At 52.2% G+C, this 20,624-nt stretch carries 22 protein-coding genes; all 22 read right to left on the bottom strand.

The window, feature by feature from the left end:
* A partial coding sequence (locus SO058_RS08235) for a sigma-E processing peptidase SpoIIGA (protein ID WP_320842514.1) occupies positions 1-387 on the bottom strand: 387 nt, incomplete at its 3' end.
* Positions 388-511: 124 nt separating this feature from the next.
* The gene (locus SO058_RS08230; protein ID WP_320842513.1) at positions 512-1,504 is read right to left on the bottom strand and encodes a M42 family metallopeptidase; all 993 of its coding nucleotides are present in this window, start codon (positions 1,502-1,504) and stop codon (positions 512-514) included.
* Entirely contained in the window at positions 1,497-2,522 is a 1,026-nt protein-coding gene (locus tag SO058_RS08225) for a M42 family metallopeptidase (RefSeq protein ID WP_320842512.1), read from the bottom strand. Before SO058_RS08225 ends, SO058_RS08230 begins: the two co-directional genes overlap by 8 nt.
* Positions 2,519-3,547 carry a M20/M25/M40 family metallo-hydrolase gene (locus tag SO058_RS08220; protein ID WP_320842515.1) on the bottom strand — a complete coding sequence of 343 codons (1,029 nt, stop codon included), beginning with the start codon at positions 3,545-3,547 and terminating at the stop codon, positions 2,519-2,521. The genes SO058_RS08225 and SO058_RS08220 overlap by 4 nt, the downstream gene beginning before the upstream one ends.
* A 132-nt stretch (positions 3,548-3,679) precedes the next feature.
* Complete coding sequence (gene gatB, locus SO058_RS08215) at positions 3,680-5,110, bottom strand: Asp-tRNA(Asn)/Glu-tRNA(Gln) amidotransferase subunit GatB (protein ID WP_320842511.1); 1,431 nt, start codon at positions 5,108-5,110, stop codon at positions 3,680-3,682.
* A 15-nt stretch (positions 5,111-5,125) separates the two neighbouring features.
* On the bottom strand, positions 5,126-6,595 hold the full coding sequence (gene gatA, locus SO058_RS08210; RefSeq protein WP_320842510.1) for an Asp-tRNA(Asn)/Glu-tRNA(Gln) amidotransferase subunit GatA: 1,470 nt from the start codon (positions 6,593-6,595) through the stop codon (positions 5,126-5,128).
* A gap of 13 nt (positions 6,596-6,608) precedes the next feature.
* Complete coding sequence (gatC, locus tag SO058_RS08205) at positions 6,609-6,896, bottom strand: Asp-tRNA(Asn)/Glu-tRNA(Gln) amidotransferase subunit GatC (RefSeq protein ID WP_320842509.1); 288 nt, start codon at positions 6,894-6,896, stop codon at positions 6,609-6,611.
* Between the two features lies 1 nt (position 6,897).
* Positions 6,898-8,886 (bottom strand): NAD-dependent DNA ligase LigA, encoded by a 1,989-nt coding sequence (gene ligA, locus SO058_RS08200; RefSeq protein ID WP_320842508.1) that lies wholly within the window; start codon positions 8,884-8,886, stop codon positions 6,898-6,900.
* A gap of 87 nt (positions 8,887-8,973) precedes the next feature.
* Positions 8,974-9,648: a sporulation protein YunB gene (gene yunB, locus SO058_RS08195; protein WP_320842507.1), complete on the bottom strand. Its 675-nt coding sequence runs from the start codon at positions 9,646-9,648 to the stop codon at positions 8,974-8,976.
* Between the two features lie 84 nt (positions 9,649-9,732).
* Entirely contained in the window at positions 9,733-11,670 is a 1,938-nt protein-coding gene (locus tag SO058_RS08190; RefSeq protein WP_320842506.1) for a bifunctional 4-hydroxy-3-methylbut-2-enyl diphosphate reductase/30S ribosomal protein S1, read from the bottom strand.
* Positions 11,667-12,251: a lysophospholipid acyltransferase family protein gene (locus tag SO058_RS08185; RefSeq protein WP_320842505.1), complete on the bottom strand. Its 585-nt coding sequence runs from the start codon at positions 12,249-12,251 to the stop codon at positions 11,667-11,669. Before SO058_RS08185 ends, SO058_RS08190 begins: the two co-directional genes overlap by 4 nt.
* A 4-nt stretch (positions 12,252-12,255) precedes the next feature.
* The gene (gene cmk / locus SO058_RS08180; protein ID WP_320842504.1) at positions 12,256-12,930 is read right to left on the bottom strand and encodes a (d)CMP kinase; all 675 of its coding nucleotides are present in this window, start codon (positions 12,928-12,930) and stop codon (positions 12,256-12,258) included.
* Positions 12,931-12,941: 11 nt separating this feature from the next.
* Positions 12,942-14,165 (bottom strand): NAD(P)/FAD-dependent oxidoreductase, encoded by a 1,224-nt coding sequence (locus SO058_RS08175; RefSeq protein WP_320842503.1) that lies wholly within the window; start codon positions 14,163-14,165, stop codon positions 12,942-12,944.
* Positions 14,162-15,031 (bottom strand): MurR/RpiR family transcriptional regulator, encoded by an 870-nt coding sequence (locus SO058_RS08170; RefSeq protein ID WP_320842502.1) that lies wholly within the window; start codon positions 15,029-15,031, stop codon positions 14,162-14,164. Before SO058_RS08170 ends, SO058_RS08175 begins: the two co-directional genes overlap by 4 nt.
* A gap of 78 nt (positions 15,032-15,109) precedes the next feature.
* The gene (locus tag SO058_RS08165; RefSeq protein WP_320842501.1) at positions 15,110-15,838 is read right to left on the bottom strand and encodes a pseudouridine synthase; all 729 of its coding nucleotides are present in this window, start codon (positions 15,836-15,838) and stop codon (positions 15,110-15,112) included.
* 18 nt (positions 15,839-15,856) lie between these two features.
* Positions 15,857-16,942 (bottom strand): D-alanyl-D-alanine carboxypeptidase family protein, encoded by a 1,086-nt coding sequence (locus SO058_RS08160; protein ID WP_320842500.1) that lies wholly within the window; start codon positions 16,940-16,942, stop codon positions 15,857-15,859.
* 74 nt (positions 16,943-17,016) lie between these two features.
* A complete protein-coding gene (gene ytfJ / locus SO058_RS08155) occupies positions 17,017-17,436 on the bottom strand; it encodes a GerW family sporulation protein (protein ID WP_320842499.1) in 420 nt (139 codons plus the stop codon).
* Positions 17,429-18,067: a DUF2953 domain-containing protein gene (locus SO058_RS08150; RefSeq protein WP_320842498.1), complete on the bottom strand. Its 639-nt coding sequence runs from the start codon at positions 18,065-18,067 to the stop codon at positions 17,429-17,431. Before SO058_RS08150 ends, ytfJ begins: the two co-directional genes overlap by 8 nt.
* Before the next feature lie 16 nt (positions 18,068-18,083).
* Positions 18,084-18,683, bottom strand: a complete 600-nt coding sequence (scpB, locus tag SO058_RS08145) for an SMC-Scp complex subunit ScpB (protein WP_320842497.1) — start codon at positions 18,681-18,683, stop codon at positions 18,084-18,086.
* On the bottom strand, positions 18,658-19,407 hold the full coding sequence (locus SO058_RS08140) for a segregation and condensation protein A (RefSeq protein ID WP_320842496.1): 750 nt from the start codon (positions 19,405-19,407) through the stop codon (positions 18,658-18,660). The genes scpB and SO058_RS08140 overlap by 26 nt, the downstream gene beginning before the upstream one ends.
* A 12-nt stretch (positions 19,408-19,419) precedes the next feature.
* Entirely contained in the window at positions 19,420-20,025 is a 606-nt protein-coding gene (locus tag SO058_RS08135) for a site-2 protease family protein (protein WP_320842495.1), read from the bottom strand.
* 214 nt (positions 20,026-20,239) lie between these two features.
* Positions 20,240-20,623 carry a DUF3021 domain-containing protein gene (locus SO058_RS08130; RefSeq protein WP_320842494.1) on the bottom strand — a complete coding sequence of 128 codons (384 nt, stop codon included), beginning with the start codon at positions 20,621-20,623 and terminating at the stop codon, positions 20,240-20,242.
* Position 20,624 lies beyond the last annotated feature (1 nt).

Genomic DNA, 20,624 nt, shown 5'->3' with positions numbered 1-20,624 from the left:
AGCGGCGGCCAAAAGCAGCGCCCGCATTGGAACAGCAAAGTAATATCCTGCCCCAAGCAGAAACTGCCGCCCAGTTAACGGACCAAGTGCGGCAGCCATACCAGCAAATGCGCCTGAAACCACAAAAAAAAGCGCGCAAGCGCGGATAAAATATGTACTGCGTCCATAAGCCGCGAGGCACATCACTATGCCAAACAGGATCCGTACCGGAAGCCAGCCAAACGGCGACCAAACAAGCGCAAGAACCGAATAAGCACCGCCCAGCAATGAACCGCACAGCATACGAAACCTGCCGCAGGGCAGGCTGCCAAACCGTGCCGCCGCAAAAAGGGCGAGATAGTCCATCAGCATATTGACAGCGAACAACACATCCACATACACGGTCATGCGCGTCCCTCCTCTGCCGATTGTCATCATACCACAGACAGGCCAAACATTTTGGCGAAAGCAGGAACAGCGGTATCTGCCAAAAAAGCCGTTCCGGAATTCCGGAACGGCTTAGACTACTTGTTTATAATTCGCTAACTGCCCATGCCAGCAGCTTGGATGCCGCCAGCACATCGTCTACGGCACACATTTCGCACGGGGAATGGATATATCGCGTCGGTATAGATACTGCACCCGATAAAACGCCTGCGCGGGCTTTTTGCAGCGCCGCAGTATCCGTGCCGCCAAACTGCAATATTTCTTGCTGCACCGGCACTTCTGCCTGCTCTGCCGCGCGTTCGAGCGCCTCACGCACGAGCGGCGCACAGATCACCGAATGATCCATCACCTTAATAGCCGGCCCTTTTCCCAGATTAACCGCCATTGGGCTCTTGCGTTCGGGGAGGTCTCCGGTATCGGTGACGTCAACCGCAATAGCGATATGTGGTTCCACTGCGAACGCTGCTGCGCCCGCGCCGCGCAGGCCAACCTCTTCCTGCACAGTAAATACAAAATACACATCGTTTTCGGTCTCTTTCATCTGTTCCATCGCTAACAGCAAGGCCACACAGCCGATTCGATTATCCAGATATGGGCCGCAAATCACGCCATTTTGCTCAAAGCAGGGCGCTTCATAGACCGCAAAATCCCCTACCTGAATCCTATTCAGCGCATCTGCGCGATCCTTTGCCCCAATATCGATAAACAAATGATCGAGCGTCAGCTCTTTAAACGGCGTTTTTTCTTCATAAGAGATCACGCCACGCGTACCATTCGCAAAGCGCACTTGAATGTTGATTAAGTCTCCCTTGAACAGCCCGCCGACCGGGGCAAAGCGGATAAACCCCTTTTCGTCAATAAATGTGGCCACAACGCCGATCGAGTCCATATGCGCTGCCAGCAGGAGCTTCTTCCCCATTCCCCTTTTCCGGCAAATCAAGTTGCCAAGCGTATCGGTCGTGATATCGTCAATAAACGCAGCAGCGTATTCAGCAATCACTTCGCGCACCGCGTCTTCCCGACCGGATGGGCCAAACGCACTGCCGATTTTCTGATAGTATTCAAATACTTTACTCATCGCCGTCTCCTCCGATTTCCTCTAAAAATGCCCGCGCAGCATCGCGCACCGCAATCATGTCCGATTCTGCCGCTACGCCCGCCGGAGAATGGATATAGCGGACAGGCGCCGCTACTGCGCACACCCGCACGCCTGCGCGGGCTTTCTGGATGCGTCCGGCATCCGTCCCACCGGATACGCGGCTTTTTGTCTGCCACGGGATACCACGCTTTTCGCAGGCCCGGCGCAACAAGTCAAACAATTCTGCGTCGTAGATCGTAGCCCCGTCCATAAACGGAATAACCGCGCCTCCCCGCACGCGGCACACAGCCTTTCCATCTGATATTTCATATAGGTCGGCCGCTGTCGTGCCCTCAATGATCAGGCAAAACCCAGGATCAAGCGCATAAGCCATGGTAGCCGCGCCGCGCAGTCCGGTCTCCTCCTGCACCGTGAAGCAGAACCAAGTGTCCACCGGCGGTTTCTCCCGCAAAAGCGAAAGCAGCACCGCGCAGCCGAGACGGTCGTCAATTGCTTTGGCTTTCAGCATACCGTCTCCAAAGCGGACACATGCTGAATCAAACACGCCGTAATCCCCCGGTGCAACCCGTGCTTCCGCGCTTTGTTTGTTGTCCGCACCGATATCGATATATAGGTCGCCCGTTTTTGGCATGGTTTTGCGCTCGGCAGCAGTTGACAGATGAACGGCCTTGATACCGACAACACCAGTGACCTCGCCAAACCGAATACATCGGCCGATCACTACGCGGGGATCAACGCCGCCGACAAATCCGAATTTCAACATACCTTCGTCCGTAATTTTTTTTATAATCACGCCGACCTCATCCATATGCGCGGCGAGAACGACCGGCCGTTCCAAAGCTCTCTCACCTTTCCGGAACGCCATCAGATTTCCAATTGCGTCTGTACGCATTTCATCCGCATATGGTTCCACCTCTTTTGAGATCCAGGCGCGAACCATCTCTTCACAGCCTGACGGACCCGGCAACGCACACAGCGTTTTTAGCAGTTCAATCATTGACGCACCTCCCCAGTAAACCAACGTGCAAAATGATAGATCAGTGCAGCTACCGCTTCTATATCTGCAGTATGAATTGTTTCAATTGGTGTATGCATATAGCGTTCAGGAATGGAAAGCAACGCCATCGCAACACCGTGGGCGACTATCTGCATTGTCCACGCATTGGTGCCGGTATTGCCCTCCATAATCTCCAATTCATAGCTGATATCATGCGCTTTCGCCGTTTGAATCAGCATATCGGTCAATCCGCGGTGAAAATTGGGGCCCACGCCGATTGCTGCGCCACTGCTCAATTCAAATACTCCATCAGACGGGCCGTCTGGCGTTTTGCCGTGTGTGACATCCACTGCAATTCCAAATGCAGGCTGCACCGCAAATGTCCCAGTCTGCGCGCCAAGGCCGGTGACCTCCTCCTGCACGCTGATCAATACAGCCACATTGCAGGGCAGTTCCAGATCGTCTTTCAGTTTTTCCATGGCAAGCAGGATGGCGGCAATGCCGGCCCGGTCATCCAGACATTTGCCGCACAGCACGCCTTTTGCCAATTCCACCGGCTGCTGCGCAAATACGATTGGCGTGCCGATACGCACGGACTTGCGTGCATCTAAAAGTCCGGTATCAATCAACATTTCATCGATAGAAACTGCCTTATCCTGTTCTCCTGCCTTGAGCAAGTGCGGCGGCATGCAGGAGACTACGCCATACAGCGGCGTATCAGCCAGAATCATTACTTCGTTGCCTAGCAGCATGCGCGGGTCAACACCGCCTACCGGCGCAAAACGCAAAAAACCTTCCTCCAGCACATCAGTGACCAGAAAGCCAATCTGATCCAAATGTGCATCCAGCAGGATTGTGGGGGCGTGCTCTTTTGCACATTTTCTCATGCCAAGGACATTTCCATGCACATCTATTTCCACTGAATCACAATACGGCCTCAACATATCTGCGACAGTTTTAGCGGCTTCCGCTTCAAAACCACTGACTGCTGGCAGGCTGCACAGTGCTTTCAGCGTCTCCATCATATCCAAATGCATTTCCTCCTTATGCCTTGTTTTCATTATGGAATATTATACCCTATTCCCAACTGTATTACAATTTTTCACTTCGCAATGATGAACCAAAAGCGGCTGCCAAAAGCAGCCGCTTAAATCCTTTTACAGCTTGGCAAGTTCCTGTGCGATCAGCTTGTTGATGATCTGCGGATTGCCTTGTCCCTTTGACGCTTTCATGCACTGGCCGACCAGAAAACCGGTGACGTTTTTACCAGCCTTGAAATCCTCAATAGCTTTGGGATTATTTGAGAGGACCTCCTGCACAATTTTAAGAATGGCACCCTCATCAGAAACCTGTTTTAGCCCCATGCGTCCGACGATGGCCTCGACCGTTTCATCCGTTTCAAACATTGCAGGCAACACCTTTTTACCTGCAGCGCCGGAAATCGTTCCGCTGTCGATCAGGCAAATCAGGTCTACCAACTTCATAGAGGTCATTTTTGTTGCAGGTAGTTCCACATTCTTATCGTTCAAATATTTAGAAATATCGGACAAAATCCAGTTGGCCGCCGCTTTGGGCTTAATTTTACCCGACTTTGCCGCTGCATCCAACAGTTCGGCCTTTGCAAAGCTTTCCGAAATCAGACGCGCTTCCATTGCGGTCATGCCGTATTCATTCAAATAGCGTTCATATCGGCTGATCGGAAGCTCTGGAATCTCGCTTTCGATCTGCTTCATCCAATCGTCATCGATCTCAACCGCAATCAGGTCGGGATCAGGGAAATACCGGTAATCCTGCGCGTCCTCTTTGGTACGCATAACGGTATTCTTCAGCTTAACGTCGTCCCACCGCCGGGTCTCCTGCTGCACCGTTCCGCCGTGCTCGACCACGTCGATCTGCCGTGCGATTTCATAATCGATTGCACGCACGGCACCCGAAAACGTATTGACGTTCTTCATCTCCACACGCGTGCCCAGTTCATTTGAACCTTCGGGACGAATGGATACATTGACGTCGCAGCGAATCGAACCCTCTTCCATTTTACAGTCCGAAATATCGAGATACCCGAGCGTGGTTTTGATCATCTCCAGGAATTCTTTAGCTTCAGCTGCCGAATGCAGATCGGGGCGCGTTACCATTTCTATCAGCGGCACGCCGCAGCGGTTAAAGTCGACGATCGTTCCGTCGATCTCGTCGTGCAGCAGTTTGCCCGCATCCTCCTCAAAATGGATTCGCTCCAGACGGCACATTTTCTTTTCACCGTCTACATAGAAATAGACCTCTCCATTTTCGCAGATCGGAACATCAAACTGGGAAATTTGATAAGCTTTCGGCAGGTCAGGATAAAAATAGTTTTTACGGTCAGCCTTACACAGCTTATTGACCGTGCATCCGGTCGCCTTTCCCATTTTAGCGGCATAATGCACGACCTGCTTATTCAGCACGGGCAGCGCGCCCGGCATACCGGTGCAGACCGGGCAGGTATGCGAATTGATCGGCGCGCCAAACCCGGTTGAACACGAACAATAAATTTTGCTCTTGGTGGACAACTCCGCGTGCACCTCAAGGCCGATGACAGCTTCATATTTCATGTCTTATCTTCCTCCTTACAGCGCCGCAATCAGGTTTTTCAGACCGGACGCCTGCTCGAATGCAAGGCCGGTGTTCATTAGCTGTTGTTCGCCAAAACGCGGGCCGATCAACTGCATGCCAACAGGCATTTTGTTCCCATCAAAGCCGCAGGGCTGCACCAGCGCGGGCAGTCCCGCAATATTGACCGATACCGTGCACACGTCACCTGCGTACATTTCCAGCGGATTGGTCGTTTTTGAGCCAATCTCGTAGGCAGTCGTGGGCGCAACCGGGGTCAGGATCACATCGCACTTTTCAAAAGCAGCTGCAAATTCCTCGCGGATCTTGCGCTGCGCTGCGCGCGCTTTCTTGTAATAGGCATCATAATAGCCCGAGGACAGCACATAAGTGCCCAGCATGATACGGCGCTGCACTTCGGCACCGAAGCCCTCGGAACGCGATTTGACGTAAAGCTCAATCAAGTCGTCGGCGGCGTTCGGCGTTCGATAGCCGTATTTCACACCGTCAAAACGAGCAAGATTGGATGATGCCTCCGCAGACGAAAGAATGTAATAAACCGGCAGCGCATACTCGACGAGCGGCAGCGATATTTCAAACACTTCCGCGCCCAGATTCCGGTAAGTCTCCGCTGCAGCCATAACATTGCGGCGTACTTCCTCAGTCACACCTGCGCCGAAGTATTCCTTTGGCAGACCGATCTTAATCCCCTTAATGTCCGGATTCAAATTTTTCCTAACCGAACCCTCAAACGCAGTTTTTACCGACGTCGAATCATGCATCGGATCGTGTCCCGTAATCGCGTCAAACAGCATTGCCGTATCTTCGACTGACCGGCCAAACGGACCGATCTGATCGAGCGAGGACGCAAACGCGATCAGCCCGTAGCGGGAAACCGCGCCATAGGTCGGCTTCAGGCCGACCACACCGCAGAACGACGCGGGCTGGCGGATCGACCCACCCGTATCAGAACCCAGCGACAGCGGTACTTCCCCTGCCGCGACCACCGCAGCCGAACCGCCCGATGAACCACCGGGCACCCGGTTCAAACCGTGTGGGTTATACGTCGGATGCGCCGCAGAGTTTTCACAGGACGACCCCATTGCGAATTCATCCATATTGGCTTTGCCGGTTATCACGACATTGTTCGCAGCCAGTTTTTCCACGACTGTCGCATTGTATGGCGGCTTAAAATTATACAGCATCTTGGATGCGCAGGTAGTCAATGTGCCTTTCGTGCAGATATTGTCCTTGACAGCAATTGGAATACCGGCCATCGGCGATAACGCTTCGCCCGCAGCACGTTTTTCATCGACGACCTTCGCTGTTTCCAGCGCTGTTTCTTGGGTAACCGTTACATAACCTTGTACCTTGTCTTCTACCGCGCTGGTACGAGCCAGCACATCCTGCGCCAGCTCTAACGCGCTAATTTCCTTTTTGCCAAGCAGTTCGGACAACTCGGCCGCAGTTTTTTCATATAGTGCCATCTCTGTCCCTCCTTTACTCAACGACGCGCGGAACGGCTACGCCGCCCGCCTGGAAATCCGGCGCGTTTGGCTCTATCAGTTCATCCGGCGTAAAATCCTGAATCACTACATCATCATGAAACGCATTTTTGCGCTCCGTGTTGATGATATCCGTAATATCGCCCAAGTCCAATTCCGCGAGCTTGTCCACCATTTCCACGATGCCTTGCATGTCCTCCGCCAAGCGGTCAAACACGCCGCCGGTAGAATCCAGCCGTGCAAGCGCCGCGATATGCTCGATTTCCTTGCGGGAAATTGCCATGTCAAATCTCCTCCTGCTGTATCATATTTTTGAATTCTTCTTCTGTCAGCACCGGGATGCCAAGTTCCGCTGCCTTTTGCAGCTTGCTGCCCGCGTTTTCCCCAGCCACTATATAATCCGTTTTTTTCGATACCGAGCCGGACGCTTTTCCGCCCAGTGCTTCAATCAAGTCATTAATCTCCTTACGGGTATAAAGGGTCAGGCTGCCTGTCGCAACAATGGTCTTGCCTGCGAGCAGGTCGCTTTTGGCCGTCTTTTCCCCAATAAAGTTCACACCATGCGCACGGAGTTTTTCGATTAGCTTCTGAGACTGCTCCAGCTCGCGCCAAGCAGCAATCGATTGTGCGGTTGTAAGCCCGATGTCGCGAATATCGGTCATTTCTTCGACCGAAGCCTGCAAAAGCGCATCCAGGCTGCCAAAATAATTGCTGAGTATTTTACCCGCCTTTTGTCCAACATGCCGGATGCCAAATGCAAACAGCAACCGCGACAAATCGCGTGTCTTACTTGCCTCAATGCCACGAACCAGATTGTTTGCCCACGTATCAACCTTTTTTCCCAACGGGAGCAATTGCTCTACTTTTAAATCATACAGATCCGCCGCTGAACCGACAAGCCCCGCGTCGATCAGCTTCTGTAAATTGCCCTCGCCGCAGCCGTCAATATCCATCGCGTCACGCGAGGCAAAATGAATCAAGTTTCGCAGCAGCTGCGCGGGGCAGGCCGCACCCGTGCAGCGGATCGCGCTTTCCTCTTCATCCTCGAATACCGGCGCGCCGCACACCGGGCAAAAACGCGGCATCTCAAATGGTTTTGCGCCTGCAGGGCGCTTGTCCTTCACAACACTGATAATCTCGGGGATGATTTCACCGGCTTTACGCACGGATACAGTATCGCCCACACGGACATCCAACTCCCGAATAAAATCCCGGTTGTGCAGGGTCGCTCTGGAAACTGTAGTACCCGCGAGACGAACAGGCGACAGGACGGCATTCGGCGTCAGCACGCCGGTCCGCCCAACAGAAATGACGATTTCTTTCAATAGCGTCTGCTTGACCTCGGGCGGATATTTATAAGCCGCCGCCCAGCGCGGAAATTTTGCCGTGGATCCAAGTTGTCCGCGCTGCACAAACGAGTTGACCTTAACGACCGCGCCGTCAATATCGAAGTCCAGCGTATCCCGGCTATCCCCCATCTGCTCGATCTCTGCATGGACATCGTGCCGGTCATGATACAGTGGATAACGCGGGCTGACGGGAAACCCCAGTTTTTTTAAATAGTCGAGCGATTCAATATGGCTTTCAAGAGGCAGATCTTCGATGTTTTGAATATTAAAACAGAAAATGGACAGCTTGCGAGATTTAGTGATCTTGCTGTCTTTTTGCCGCAAAGACCCTGCCGCAGCATTTCGGGGATTGGCAAGCAGAGGTTTTTCATGCAATTCCAGTTCTGTGTTTAGCTCGTCAAACACAGACTTTTTCATATACACCTCACCGCGCACGATCAAGCGCGGCGGCGCGTTTTCCAGCGTCTGTGGGATGTCGCGAACCGTTTTTAGGTTTGCTGTAACATCCTCGCCTACCTGACCGTCTCCCCTAGTTGCACCGCGCACAAACACGCCGTTTTCATACTCCAGAGCGACCGATAAACCATCGATCTTGTACTCCACCACATATTCCGCTTCACCAACCGCGTTTTCCACGCGGACGAAAAAATCATCGAGCTCATCAAAGGAAAACACGTCCTGCAAGCTTTCCAGCGGATATGTGTGCGACACCTTTGGAAAACGCCCCGAAGCCGCGCCGCCAACACGCTGTGTCGGTGAATTCTCGTCTGCAAACTCAGGGTATTCCTGTTCCAGCTGGCGTAGCTCCCGCTGCATCATATCATACTCATAGTCCGATATTTCCGGTGCATCCTCGTTATAGTATTTTTCGTTATGATGCCGCAGCTGCGCGCGCAATCCGGCGATCTGTTCCTGAGGGTTCATCCAAACGCCCCTTTATTACCCAATACGTTATATAGTATACCAAAAAATCCAGCGTTGCGGTAGTGTTATTTTCCGATTTTGGCGGAATTATTGATAATCATTGATCTTCCCCAGCAGATCGCTGCGTGTATCGTCGATATAGGTGTATTGCTCGGGTACCGTTCCAACAATCACAGTATCTGTTACCGGATAACTGCTGATGATTTCGCGATCCTCTGCACCGAACGGCGTCAAAATTCGAAAGCCGGCATGCACCTCTATGATGATATTGTGCCGCGTTTGGTTAATGCCCGCTGAAGAAAATGCGCTGACAAATTCCGCAGACATCTGTGTAAGCCCGGCCATGCCGATATCCACCGTCGGGCCTATACCAGTAAAAAAGTGCGGCGCAAAGATCGTACCAATGGGCACTTCAACCGTTGTATGTTCCAAATCATCCAGATGCTGATAAAGCCCATTCACAATCTGCGCTTTGATTTTCCCAATCGCGATCACATCGGTCCGCAGTGCGGTCACATGGTTTTCCCCATCCCGCTCCAGAATGACCAGATTCTCATAGGTTTCTCGATCGGAGAAGATTTTATCCTCCATCAGCGCGTTGATTTCCTGCAACGCGCTATCTTCACAAATATTAATTGCATATTCTAAATACACTGGATATAGGCGCGCGGTGATTAAGCCGCACAATGCCAAAACACTTGTAAAAATCAGCAAAGCCTTCCGCAGCCCGCTTCTCTTTCGATAGTGAAACCGCCGCTTCATAGGCCGCCACCTCCTCCTGCAAGTATACGCATATAGGCAAAAAAGAAGCACCCATTCGGGTGCTTCTTTTACAAGCTGTGGCAATTACTCTTCGTCCTCGTACTCGTCGTCGCCCACGAGCAACGCGCGTACAGACAGCGATACCTTTTTCTTCTCATCGTTAATATCGATGATTTTGGCGTCGACCTGCTGGCCGATCTCCAGTGCATCTTCCGGTTTAGCAATACGATGATCCGCGATCTGGGAAATATGGATCAGGCCATCCACACCCGGAACGATCTCCGCGAATGCGCCAAACGGCATGAACTTCAGAATCTTTACTTCAGCCACATCGCCTACAGCGTACTGCGATTTAAAGATGTTCCACGGATTATCTTCCTCACGCTTGTAGCCAAGCGAAATTTTCTTATTTTCTTTGTCCAAGCCAATCACAAACACCTTAACCTTATCGCCAACGCTGACGACCTCGGACGGGTGTTTAACACGACCCCAGCTCAGTTCAGAGATATGAACCATGCCGTCCACACCGCCGATATCGACGAACGCACCGTAGGAAGTCAACGACTTGACTGTTCCTTCGTAATCGTTGCCGACCTCGATCGTTGCCCAGATCTTTTCGGCAGCCTCTTTGCGGGCTTCCTGCTGAATCTGGCGAATCGAACCGACGACGCGCTTGCGCTGGCGGTTGATCTCCGTAATATAGAAAGACTGCTTGGTCTTGACAAGCTGGCTCATCGGCTGGTCCTTGGGCACACCAGTCTGGCTGGCAGGGATAAAGACTCGAACACCGAACGCAGTCGCTACCACACCGCCGCGGTTCTCTTCAATAATGATACCTTCGACGACCGCATGATCCTCATAAGCCTTTTCGATGGTCTCCCAGCCTTTCAGCTGGTCGACGCGCTTCTTGGACAGTGTGACTGTGCCTTCGCCATCATTTACGCGGACAACGACAGCCTCGATCTCTTCGCCCGGCTTGATGTTGGCGTTTACATCATAGGCCGGATCGTCCGACAGCTCGCTCAGCGGGATGTAAGCGGTATGCTTCACACCGAGATCGACCTGCACGTCGGTCGACGAAATGGCAACTACGGTACCGGTGACTTTCTCTCCTGTATTTAAAGTTTTGAAAGACTCCTCGAGCATTGCCGCAAAGTCTTCACCATTTTCGATTTTCGTTTCTTCGCTCATCATGTTACTGACCTCCTTAATTATCCATGCCGGTGTGGATGCACCCGCCGTGATCCCAACCCTTTGACCGTGCGCGAGCTTCTGCGCCCGAAGCCCAGCGGCATCCTCGACGCAGATAACATCCCCGCACAAGGAGCGGCTAATCTCATAAAGCCGTTTGGTATTCGAGCTTTTTTTATCGCCGATCACAATCATTCGGTCCGACGCACCGGCAAGCAGACGAGCCTCCGACTGGCGCTCATCCGTCGCTTTACATATTGTATCAAAAATTTTGAGGTTTGTACACCTTTTTTTTATTAGACTGACAGAAATATCCCAAAGAGCCCGGTTTACTGTCGTTTGAGCAACCACTGAAATAGGTGATCTTACAAATTCCGGATTTTTCAGCGCCTGTCGGGCTTCCTCTTCGCTCTGCAAAACCAGAGAGTCCGTACACCATCCCTGAATGCCGAGCACCTCTGGATGGTTGCGGCTGCCAAAAACGACGATCATACGCCCGGCTTTACTTTCCCGATCGACAATTTCATGGATCTTGCGCACGAATGGGCAGGTTGCATCAAATATCTCGCAACCCTTTTCCTGAAGCAATTGATAAACCGCACGCGGTACGCCATGTGCACGAATCAACACCGCCGCTCCGCAGGGGATTTCCTCTAATGTAACGGCGGTATGCACGCCCAGCTTTTCCAGACGTTGAATCTCATGCGAATTATGAATGATTTCCCCATAGGCATAAATCGTGCCCTTATGCGCTGCCTGCTGCTCCGCCAAATCAACCGCGCGACGCACGCCAAAACAAAACCCTGCTGTTTTCGCTACTGTGACGCTCATGCCTGCTCCTTCAGCGCATAAATGCGCCGCAGGATATCATCTGCGATAACGCCATAATCTTTTTCTTTAACATCCGGCAAAAACGGTTCTCCAATAATCACCTTTGCGTGACACCGGCGTTTTTTATTTTCCGAAATGTACATTGGCAAAATCGGTGCGCGCGTCTTAACCGCCAGCATGGCCGCGCCTTTTTTGGTTTCCCCCTCTGCCGCATCGCGTGTACCCTGTGGAAAAATGATCAGCTTTTGACCGGCCTTGACCGTGCCAAGCGCAGTTTTAATTGCCGTAATGTCCGTTCCGCCACGGTCGACCGGGAATGCGCCAAGCCAGGAGATCAGCGGCCCCAAAAGCCCCTTAGCAAACAGCTCCTTTTTGGCCATGAGGCGCAGCGGCACCTGATGCCCAAGCGCAGCAGCAGCCAGCGGCGGGTCGGATAGCTGGCAGTGGTTAGGGCAGACCACACAGCCGCCTTCAGGGATATTCTTTCTGCCCTTAACCGTAAAACCAAAATAAATATGGAATGCCAGCGCTACAAATGGGATCGCCAGCCACTGAAACCAACGATGGTATTTGCTTTTCATGGTTTCACCCCTTCATTTTCTCGTGAATAATCTGCAGCACCGCGTCTATGCTTTGTTCCAGTGTCAGTTTGCTGGTGTCCAACAGCACCGCGTCGTCAGCCTGCTTGAGCGGCGCAACTGCGCGCAAGCTGTCTTGCAAATCCCGCCGCACAATATCGGCGAGCACGCCGTCAAAAGTAACTTGCTGACCCTTTTCCAACAGCTCTTTGTAACGGCGCTCCGCCCGGCAGGCAGCCGAAGCTGTCAAAAATATTTTGACTGGCGCATCAGGCAGGATAACTGTCCCAATATCGCGGCCGTCCATAATTATATTATTTTTTGTTGCCATATCACGCTGCAAGTTTAAAAGGAAGCGGCGCACCTCCGGAACTGCCGACACCTTGGAGGCATACTGCGCAATCTGCGGCGTGCGGATAGCGTCTGATACGTCCTCTCCGTTCAGAAGCACATGCTGCGCGCCCTCCTCATACCGCAGGGATATCTCCATTCCAGGCAGGGCTTCTAAAATGCCTGCCGTATCCTCCTCGGCTACGCCACGGCGGCAAACCGCAAGACCGATCGAACGGTACATCGCTCCGGTATCTACATAAACGAACCCTAGTCGTTCGGCGGCTGCCCGCGCGACCGTAGACTTTCCTGCTCCGGACGGTCCATCAACCGCAACCGATATAAATCCCATATGTTTCTCCCCTATTCCTGCGACGCCGAAAGTCCAGCAAGCCGTCCCGTCGACCACGCAATCTGCAAATTAAAACCGCCGGTATATGCGTCCACATCTAGAACTTCACCCGCAAAATACAAGCCGGAAACCTTTTTTGATTCCATCGTCTTGGGACTCACTTCTTTAACCGATACACCGCCGGTAGTCACAATGGCCTCTTCAATCGGCCGTTTGCCCGACACATTGATGCAAAAATGCTTTAAAGTATGCAGAAGCGCTGCACGCTGCGCCCGCGTAATGCTGTTGACCTTGGCGCGCGCATCAATTCCCGATAATTCGACTACCGCCGGAATGATCTTACGCGGCAGCAATTCTCCCAACGCATTGATAAAATCGCTGTTTTTATGGCGATCAAAATCCGCAAGCAGGCGTTTGTCCAGCATTTTCTCGTCCAGCGCGGGCTTAAGATCGATCTCGATATGATAGGCCTTGCTTCCAAAATGCCGCATATGCGCGGACGAGGATAAAATCAGCGGACCGGATAGGCCGAAATGCGTAAACAGCATTTCACCAAAATCCGAATAAATTTTTTTGTTATCCTCAAAAACAGTTACCTGCACGTTTTTCAAGCTGAGCCCCATAAGTTCCCTACAAACGCTGTCCGCATCAACCAAAGGCACCAGTGAAGGGTTAGGCGGTACAACGAGATGTCCCAAGTCCTTGGCAAAGCGATATCCGTCTCCCGTCGAACCGGTTTGTGGATACGATGCGCCGCCGGTCGCCACGATGACTCGGTCGCAGGCATAAATCCCGGCAGCGGTTCTGACTCCTGTTACTTTTCCGCCCTCTGCAAGGATGGTTGTCACAGCCTCATCTTTCAGCAAAACGCCCGACTGTTTTATCCAGACAAACAACGCATCAATGATATCCGCGGCTTTATCAGACTGCGGAAATACACGGTTTCCGCGCTCTGTTTTGAGCGGCACGCCGTGTGCTTCAAAAAAAGCCTTGACCATCTGAGGTCCAAAGCATCCCAAAGCCGAATATAAAAAGCGCGGATTAACCGGGACGTTCTGTAAGACCGTTTGTTCATCGCAATCGTTGCAGACATTGCATCGGCCTTTGCCTGTGATAAAGAGTTTACGGCCCACCTTGGGATTTTTCTCAAACAGCGTGACCCGAGCGCCGTTTTCCGCCGCCGTACCGGCAGCCATCAACCCGGCCGCCCCGCCGCCGACTACGATTACTTTCAATTTATATCGTCCTCCGGCTTCTCATAAACGTCGTATTCTTCCCAAATACTCTCGAGCGCGTTAAAGGTCTGTTCTATCTCGCTCTTTCGCTGCATGCCGACGGCCACAATCAACGCATTGAGGACAGACAAGGGCGCAACAAGCGAATCAACAAAGCTTGCCATATCACTTTTTGCAATCAGCGTATGGTCAGCCACGCGCGCAAGCGGGGAAAGATGCGAGTCTGTCAGCGCGATCACACGCGCGCCGCGATCCTTAGAGTAGCGCATCGCGGACAGCGTCCGTTTAGAATAACGCGGAAAACTCACGCCCAAAAACACGTCGCCTTCACCAATGCGAAGGATCTGCTCAAAAATCTCACTGACGCTGTTGGTATGTACCAGCGCGACATTATCAAACAGCAGATTAAAATAGAATCCGACAAAGCTTGCCAGTGCGCTTGACGAGCGCACGCCAAGGATGTACACATGCCGAGCGTCCAGCAGCGCGTTTACCGCGCCTTGAAAGGCTTTTCGATCCAGTTCGTCCAGCGTCATGCGGATCATATCCGTATCAGCGTGAAGCACAGTTTGCAGCACATCCTTGCCGCCCATTCGGTCGCTGGACACTTCCATGCGCTGCACCGAAGTCAGCTTATTGCGGATCATTTCCTGCAGCGCGCGCTGCAAATGCGGATAGCCGTCGTATCCCAATTCAGTCGCAAACCGGACGACAGTCGACTCGCTGACTCCGACCGTCGTGCCCAGCCGACTTGCCGTCATAAATGCCGCCTTATCATAATGCTCTAAGATAAACCGCGCAATCTGTTTTTGACCTTTTGAAAAGCCGGGTAATTCACTTTGTATCTTTCCGATCAAATCGTTCATGGTCCGCTCCTTGCGTCGCCGCTTGCATTTTAGCTTTTTTAATTCTAAGCGGTTTATCCTGAAAATGCAAGAAGTATTTCACTCATCCTGCATATTTGCAGTCGTTTCTTGCAAATAGCACAGTTCCTGCTGCGTAAGTTCCCGCCATGAGCCCGCTTTCAGGGCGGGATCCAACGCCAGCTTGCCAATCGCCACACGCTTCAGCCGCCGCACTTCCAGACCGCACTGTTCGCACATTTTTCGGATTTGTCGGTTTCGCCCTTCATGAATGGTAAGGCGAAGTTTTGCCGTTTGCTCATCTTGTGTAAGCAGAACGACTTCTGCAGGCTGAATTTGATAACCGTCGATCTCCATCGCCTCTGAAAGCTTGGAAATCTTTTGTAAAGCACCACGCACACGCACCTCATACACTTTGGGCACTTCATGGCGTGGATGCGTCAATGCGTTTGTCAATTCCCCATCATTGGTCAGCAGCAGCAGTCCCTCCGAGGCATAATCAAGCCGACCGACCGGTACGACGCGCGCGCCGCAGCCGTTCGTCAGTTCCGCTACAGTCTTGCGCCCATGTTCGTCTTTCAACGTGGTCACATAGCCGCGCGGTTTATACAGCATCAAATAAACCTTTTGTTCGGCCGTGCCGATCGGCTTTCCGTCTACGCAAATATAGTCCTGCCGGGGATCCGCCCGGTCCCCCAGCGACACTTTGCGTCCATTGACCGTCACGCGGCCCTGTTCAATCCAGATTTCAGCAGTACGGCGTGAGCATAGCCCCGCCTGTGCCAAAATCTTTTGAAGTCTCTCCTGCACCTGTCATCCTCCGTTGTCTCATCCTTTGCCGAACAAACGCTCCAAAATCCGTTCCGGCAGGCTCTTTTCTTCGGGCGGCAGCAAAGATGCTCCGCCAAAAAGCACATTATCCTGCGCGAGCACTCGGTCATCCAGCCGGTATTCAATCTGTCCAGCCAGCGCCGTGCGTACGACCGGCGCATAACAGATATTGTCTCCCAGCTGCACACTTTTGAGCTTTTCCCGTTCGTCTTTCGTTAAATATGCCTTGACTGTGCTCTGCGCAATCAGCGGTACTTTATCCATATCTCCGCCAAATACGGTACGCTCTCCTACCACGTCGCCTGCCCGATGCAGCGTGACTTCCTCATATTGGGAAAATCCGTTATTCAACATTGCCATGTGATCGTTCCAGTCGTCCGGGTCGCTCAGCGTGACCGCAATCAGAGTTCGTCCATTCCGCTCTGCCGCGGAAACCAGACAACGCCCACTGCGCTTGGTAAAACCGGTTTTAACGCCGATCGCGTCGTCATACATCGACAGCAGCCGGTTATGGTTGCTCATTACATGCTCGCCGGCCTTATAGTTTCGCGTCGAAACGATCTGCCGGAACGTCGGATCCTGCATAGCGGCAGCCGTGATAATTGCCAGTTCATGCGCTGTTGTATAATGCGTTTCACTGTCCAGCCCGTTTGGATTGTCAAAGTGGGTGTCCTTCAAGCCAAGTTCCTCTGCTTTGGCATTCATTTTTTCAATAAACGCGTCAAATCCGCCGCATTCGCCCGCCACGGCCACTGCCGCATCGTTCCCTGATTCGAGCAGTAAACCATACAGTGTATCACGCAGTGTTATTTTCTCCCCCTCACGCAAATACATTGAGGAGCCCTCGACCTGCGTGTATTCTTTTTTCACCTGATACGTCCTATCTAGGTTGCCCTCAGAGATCGCCACCAGAGCGGTCATAATTTTAGTCGTCGAAGCCATTGGCAGGCGGCTGTCCGCATTCTGTTCAAACAGCACCGCGCCCGTATCCGCGTCTATCACTGCCGCTCCCTGCGCATTGACTGCGCCGGCGTGCGCGGTCAGCAACAGGTAAAGTAGCATAAAACATAATTTCTTTTTCATCATCCACATCTCCCCTGCATAACAAAACCTACTCATAAAAATAACTATGAGTAGGTTTTGCGGGGAAAGCGGCATTATTCGTCTTCCGGCTGCATATCCTCCGCCTTACCGTGACGGCCCTCAATAAAGCTGGACACCTTATTGATCGCGCCGGGAATCATTTCCACCAGACGGTCCACGGTGGTCGATGCCTGCGCATTGACACCCAGAATCTGCGTGCCCTCAGTCGGTGAAATAATCAAAAAACAGACCGGGACGACCGTTACCCCCGCACCGCCGCCGCCGCCAAATGCCAAAGGAGCATTAGCCTGCGCGTGACGTGGCATAAAATCACTGCCGCCGGACGCAAAACCAAACGTCACCTTGGACACCGGGATAACCGTTATCCCGTCTGGCGTAGTGATCGGCGTGCCGATTATCGTATCCACATCAACCATTTCTTTAATTTTGGCCATGGTCTCAGTCATCAGGGTTCCAATGGGATGCTCACTCATTTTTAATCGCCTCTTCTTTCCTAAGCAGTTTTTTATAAAGTCGGAATCCTTCTCCGCCATGCCGCAGTGAAAGCCAAAGCAAACGCACCGGGCGCAGCGAACAGAATACTGTAAATGCCCATTCGGTATGGTCAGCGTCAAAATCGGCATCTACGCTCACATGATAATCTTTCATATCAAAAGTATTCTCAAGAAACGGTGCCATCATGCCAACCACAGCAGAAATCTGCCCCAAACGTATACCGGTTTTGGCGGCATCGTCAGTTCCGACAACGATCCGCACACGCAGCTTGCTGATCCGAAGCGCTCCAGAAAGCTCGGATAGCAGTGTTAAAGCCAAATCGGTCAGTTCTCCAACGTCCAGTGCTTCCTTGTTTAGGCTGTATTGATATCTCTTGCTCTTTTTCTTCGCCTTTTGCTTTTCGGGCGGCTTGCCCGTCTCATCTTTTTCCCGTTTAGGCGGTGGATAAACCGGAATTCGCAGCGGGCCATAGCGCACATCCACTGTCACATCGCCATTGATGCCAGTTGCTTCAATACCAGTGCGCAGACTAAGCAAAACCACCGCCAGCAAAACCAGCAAACCGAGCAAAATCAGCACAATGCGAAGCACAAAGAAGAGGATCGCCATCAATGCCCACCCCGTTTCATCCGATGGTCTCCGCTTCCATCGCCATTTGTCCTTCCAACTCGGCAGGCGGCGCTGAATCATCCAAGTTCAGTTCCATCTGCTCATTTTCCTCCAGCGATGGAAGCGCCGGCAATTCACTTAAGCTGGATAACGAAAATGTGCGTAAAAATATATCAGTCGTTCTATATAAAATGGGCCGTCCGGGCACATCCATTCGACCAGCTTCTTCAATCAGCCCTTTTTCCACCAGTCCTGCCACTGTGCCGCCAGAATCAACGCCGCGCAGTTGGTCGATAAACGCGCGCGTAACCGGCTGCCGGTATGCCACGATGGTCAGCACCTCCAGCGCGGCCGGCGACAAAGCCGGTGGACGCCGGCTCTCGGTTACCCGGCGTGCCGCTTCCGCGTATAAAGGCCGGGAGCATAACTGAAGCTTGTCCTCAAGCTGAAGCAGCATGATGCCCCTCTGGTCAAAATCATAAGCACTCGAAAGCTTCTCTGCCGCTTCTAACAAATCGCCGCGCGAAACCTCAAGCGCTGCCGCCAAACGGTCGACCGGAACCGCGTCGCCCGCGGCGAACAGCACGGCCTCAAGTCCGGCCTCCAGTTGTGTCATACAAGTTACTCTCCTTATCGTCGGTCAGCGTCAGCTCGACCTCCTCGCCTTCGCCCTCCAGCAGGATGCGCCGGGTTTTGGATAATTCCAGCACAGCTAAAAAAGTTGCCACAATCTCAGAACGGTTTTTTGCGTCATCAAACAGAGTTTGAAACTTCAACCGCGCGCTTTTAAAAAATCGCTTTAAAATCGAGGCGATCCGCGTTGCAACCGGCACCGGCTCCTTGCCAACGATTCCGGAAAACGCTTTTGCAGACGGTGGCACGCGGCGCAATGCCTTTTGCAGCATATTATCGGCAGAACGTACAAGATCATCCACCGAATGATGGTATTCCGGGCGTGGTGTGTCGGGCAATTGTTCCGGTTGCTTGATAAAAATGTCTCGTCCGAGCTCGCCCCGGTCCCGGAAGAACGGTGCGACCTCTTTGAGCCTCTGGTATTCGAGCAGCATCTCCACCAAGCCTGCGCGGGGGTCTTCCTCTTCCTCTTCCTCATGTCGGGGCAACAGCATTTTTGATTTAATATAGACCAACTGAGCGGCCATGGCGACAAAATCGCCCGCCACATCCATATCCATTTCATGAGCTTCGTGCAGAACCTCTAAATACTGCTCCAAAATTTCTGCAATTGGAATATCATATATGCTGACTTTATTTTTGGAAATCAGATGCAGAAGCAGATCCAGCGGGCCGTCGAAATGATCAAGGTGAAATTCGAGTTCCATGCGCGCCTCCGTTTACAGCAGTATCCCCATAAAACGCAGCGCCCAACCCGCGATCTGATTGCTGACAGCCGCCATCAGACCGTCGAGCCAGCCAAACCATAAAGCTACCACAAATACCAGCAGAATGACCGACTGATATTTCTGCAGCTTAAGCGACCACGAAAACGGCAGAAACGCATCCAGCACGCGCGAACCGTCCAGTGGATGTACGGGAATCAGGTTAAAAACACCGAGGCCGACCGACATATTGGCAACCACCAGGCAAAAACGCATAACAACATAGCCGAATGTACCTGGAATAAAAGTCCCGGCAACGATGTATAGGCAGAAAAAAACAAATGCGGTCAGTAAATTGGACAGTGGTCCCGCAATCGCGGTAAGCGCCATCCCCCATCTCCGGTTTTTGAAATTGGATATATTGACCGGAACCGGCCGCGCCCAGCCGAAGCCGAACAGCAGCAGACACAAAAAACCAAACGGATCGATATGCGCGAGCGGCGACAGCGTGACCCGCCCGGCGTCGCGCGCCGTCCGGTCGCCGAGCGCAGAGGCCATTCCCCCATGCGCGGCCTCGTGAATCGATAAGCATAGAACGACTGCCGGCAACGAAAGTGCCAAAACGACAATCGCATCTTGCAAATTTCCAGAGCGCAAAGCGTTAAACAGCAAAATAGATTCCTCCACCTATATAAATACATGATATAGTATACCACACCATGCTAAGTGTTGCAAGAAATATCATTTCAGGGAATTCATGCAACATTTCTCAGCTTTTTGTGCCTAGTGTAAAACAAGCCTCCTCTATTGAGAAGGCTTGTTTAGTTCTTTCTAGTTATTTCCCCATTTTTTGATTCAGCTTCTTTGTATCTTGTCGAGCATAAAGCGCGATTCCCAAACCGATTAAAATATAAATGACAATAAAAATCGGCACAACATCCAACGCAAGCGACAAAAAGGAATCTGCGTATCCGAGGATCCAAGCCGTACCCAGTGTAATCGCCACGCAGCCGCAAAAATGCACGGCGATCATCCCGGGAAGCGGTAACCAGTCCGTGTCAAAGATCATCGAAATCAATCCATACAGCACCGATGCAATCATCCACGCCAAGACATTTTCCATAGTCTCATCTAGCCCACGCATAAGTGACAGGCAAACCGTTGAAATAAAATAGCCGATCCCTAATCCCATAACCGCATAGTCTAACACCTTTTTCATA

It is taken from the genome of Agathobaculum sp., from assembly GCF_034098985.1.
Taxonomy (GTDB): Bacteria; Bacillota; Clostridia; order Oscillospirales; family Butyricicoccaceae; genus Agathobaculum.
Note: the sequence above shows the minus strand (reverse complement) of the source record. Positions and strands in the feature narration are given on the sequence as shown.

What these genes read in the sequence shown, in the direction of transcription:
- ligA (WP_320842508.1), bottom strand. Translation starts at nt 8,886, where the DNA reads ATGAACCCTCAGGAACAGATCGCCGGATTGCGCGCGCAGCTGCGGCAT.
- SO058_RS08230 (WP_320842513.1), bottom strand. Translation starts at nt 1,504, where the DNA reads ATGAGTAAAGTATTTGAATACTATCAGAAAATCGGCAGTGCGTTTGGC.
- yunB (WP_320842507.1), bottom strand. Translation starts at nt 9,648, where the DNA reads ATGAAGCGGCGGTTTCACTATCGAAAGAGAAGCGGGCTGCGGAAGGCT.
- SO058_RS08130 (WP_320842494.1), bottom strand. Translation starts at nt 20,623, where the DNA reads ATGAAAAAGGTGTTAGACTATGCGGTTATGGGATTAGGGATCGGCTAT.
- SO058_RS08150 (WP_320842498.1), bottom strand. Translation starts at nt 18,067, where the DNA reads ATGGCGATCCTCTTCTTTGTGCTTCGCATTGTGCTGATTTTGCTCGGT.
- SO058_RS08185 (WP_320842505.1), bottom strand. Translation starts at nt 12,251, where the DNA reads ATGAAAAGCAAATACCATCGTTGGTTTCAGTGGCTGGCGATCCCATTT.
- ytfJ (WP_320842499.1), bottom strand. Translation starts at nt 17,436, where the DNA reads ATGAGTGAGCATCCCATTGGAACCCTGATGACTGAGACCATGGCCAAA.
- gatA (WP_320842510.1), bottom strand. Translation starts at nt 6,595, where the DNA reads ATGGCACTATATGAAAAAACTGCGGCCGAGTTGTCCGAACTGCTTGGC.
- SO058_RS08225 (WP_320842512.1), bottom strand. Translation starts at nt 2,522, where the DNA reads ATGATTGAACTGCTAAAAACGCTGTGTGCGTTGCCGGGTCCGTCAGGC.
- SO058_RS08160 (WP_320842500.1), bottom strand. Translation starts at nt 16,942, where the DNA reads ATGAAAAAGAAATTATGTTTTATGCTACTTTACCTGTTGCTGACCGCG.
- gatB (WP_320842511.1), bottom strand. Translation starts at nt 5,110, where the DNA reads ATGAAATATGAAGCTGTCATCGGCCTTGAGGTGCACGCGGAGTTGTCC.
- SO058_RS08140 (WP_320842496.1), bottom strand. Translation starts at nt 19,407, where the DNA reads ATGGAACTCGAATTTCACCTTGATCATTTCGACGGCCCGCTGGATCTG.
- SO058_RS08190 (WP_320842506.1), bottom strand. Translation starts at nt 11,670, where the DNA reads ATGAGCGTCACAGTAGCGAAAACAGCAGGGTTTTGTTTTGGCGTGCGT.
- SO058_RS08170 (WP_320842502.1), bottom strand. Translation starts at nt 15,031, where the DNA reads ATGAACGATTTGATCGGAAAGATACAAAGTGAATTACCCGGCTTTTCA.
- SO058_RS08220 (WP_320842515.1), bottom strand. Translation starts at nt 3,547, where the DNA reads ATGATGGAGACGCTGAAAGCACTGTGCAGCCTGCCAGCAGTCAGTGGT.
- gatC (WP_320842509.1), bottom strand. Translation starts at nt 6,896, where the DNA reads ATGGCAATTTCCCGCAAGGAAATCGAGCATATCGCGGCGCTTGCACGG.
- scpB (WP_320842497.1), bottom strand. Translation starts at nt 18,683, where the DNA reads ATGACACAACTGGAGGCCGGACTTGAGGCCGTGCTGTTCGCCGCGGGC.
- cmk (WP_320842504.1), bottom strand. Translation starts at nt 12,930, where the DNA reads ATGGGATTTATATCGGTTGCGGTTGATGGACCGTCCGGAGCAGGAAAG.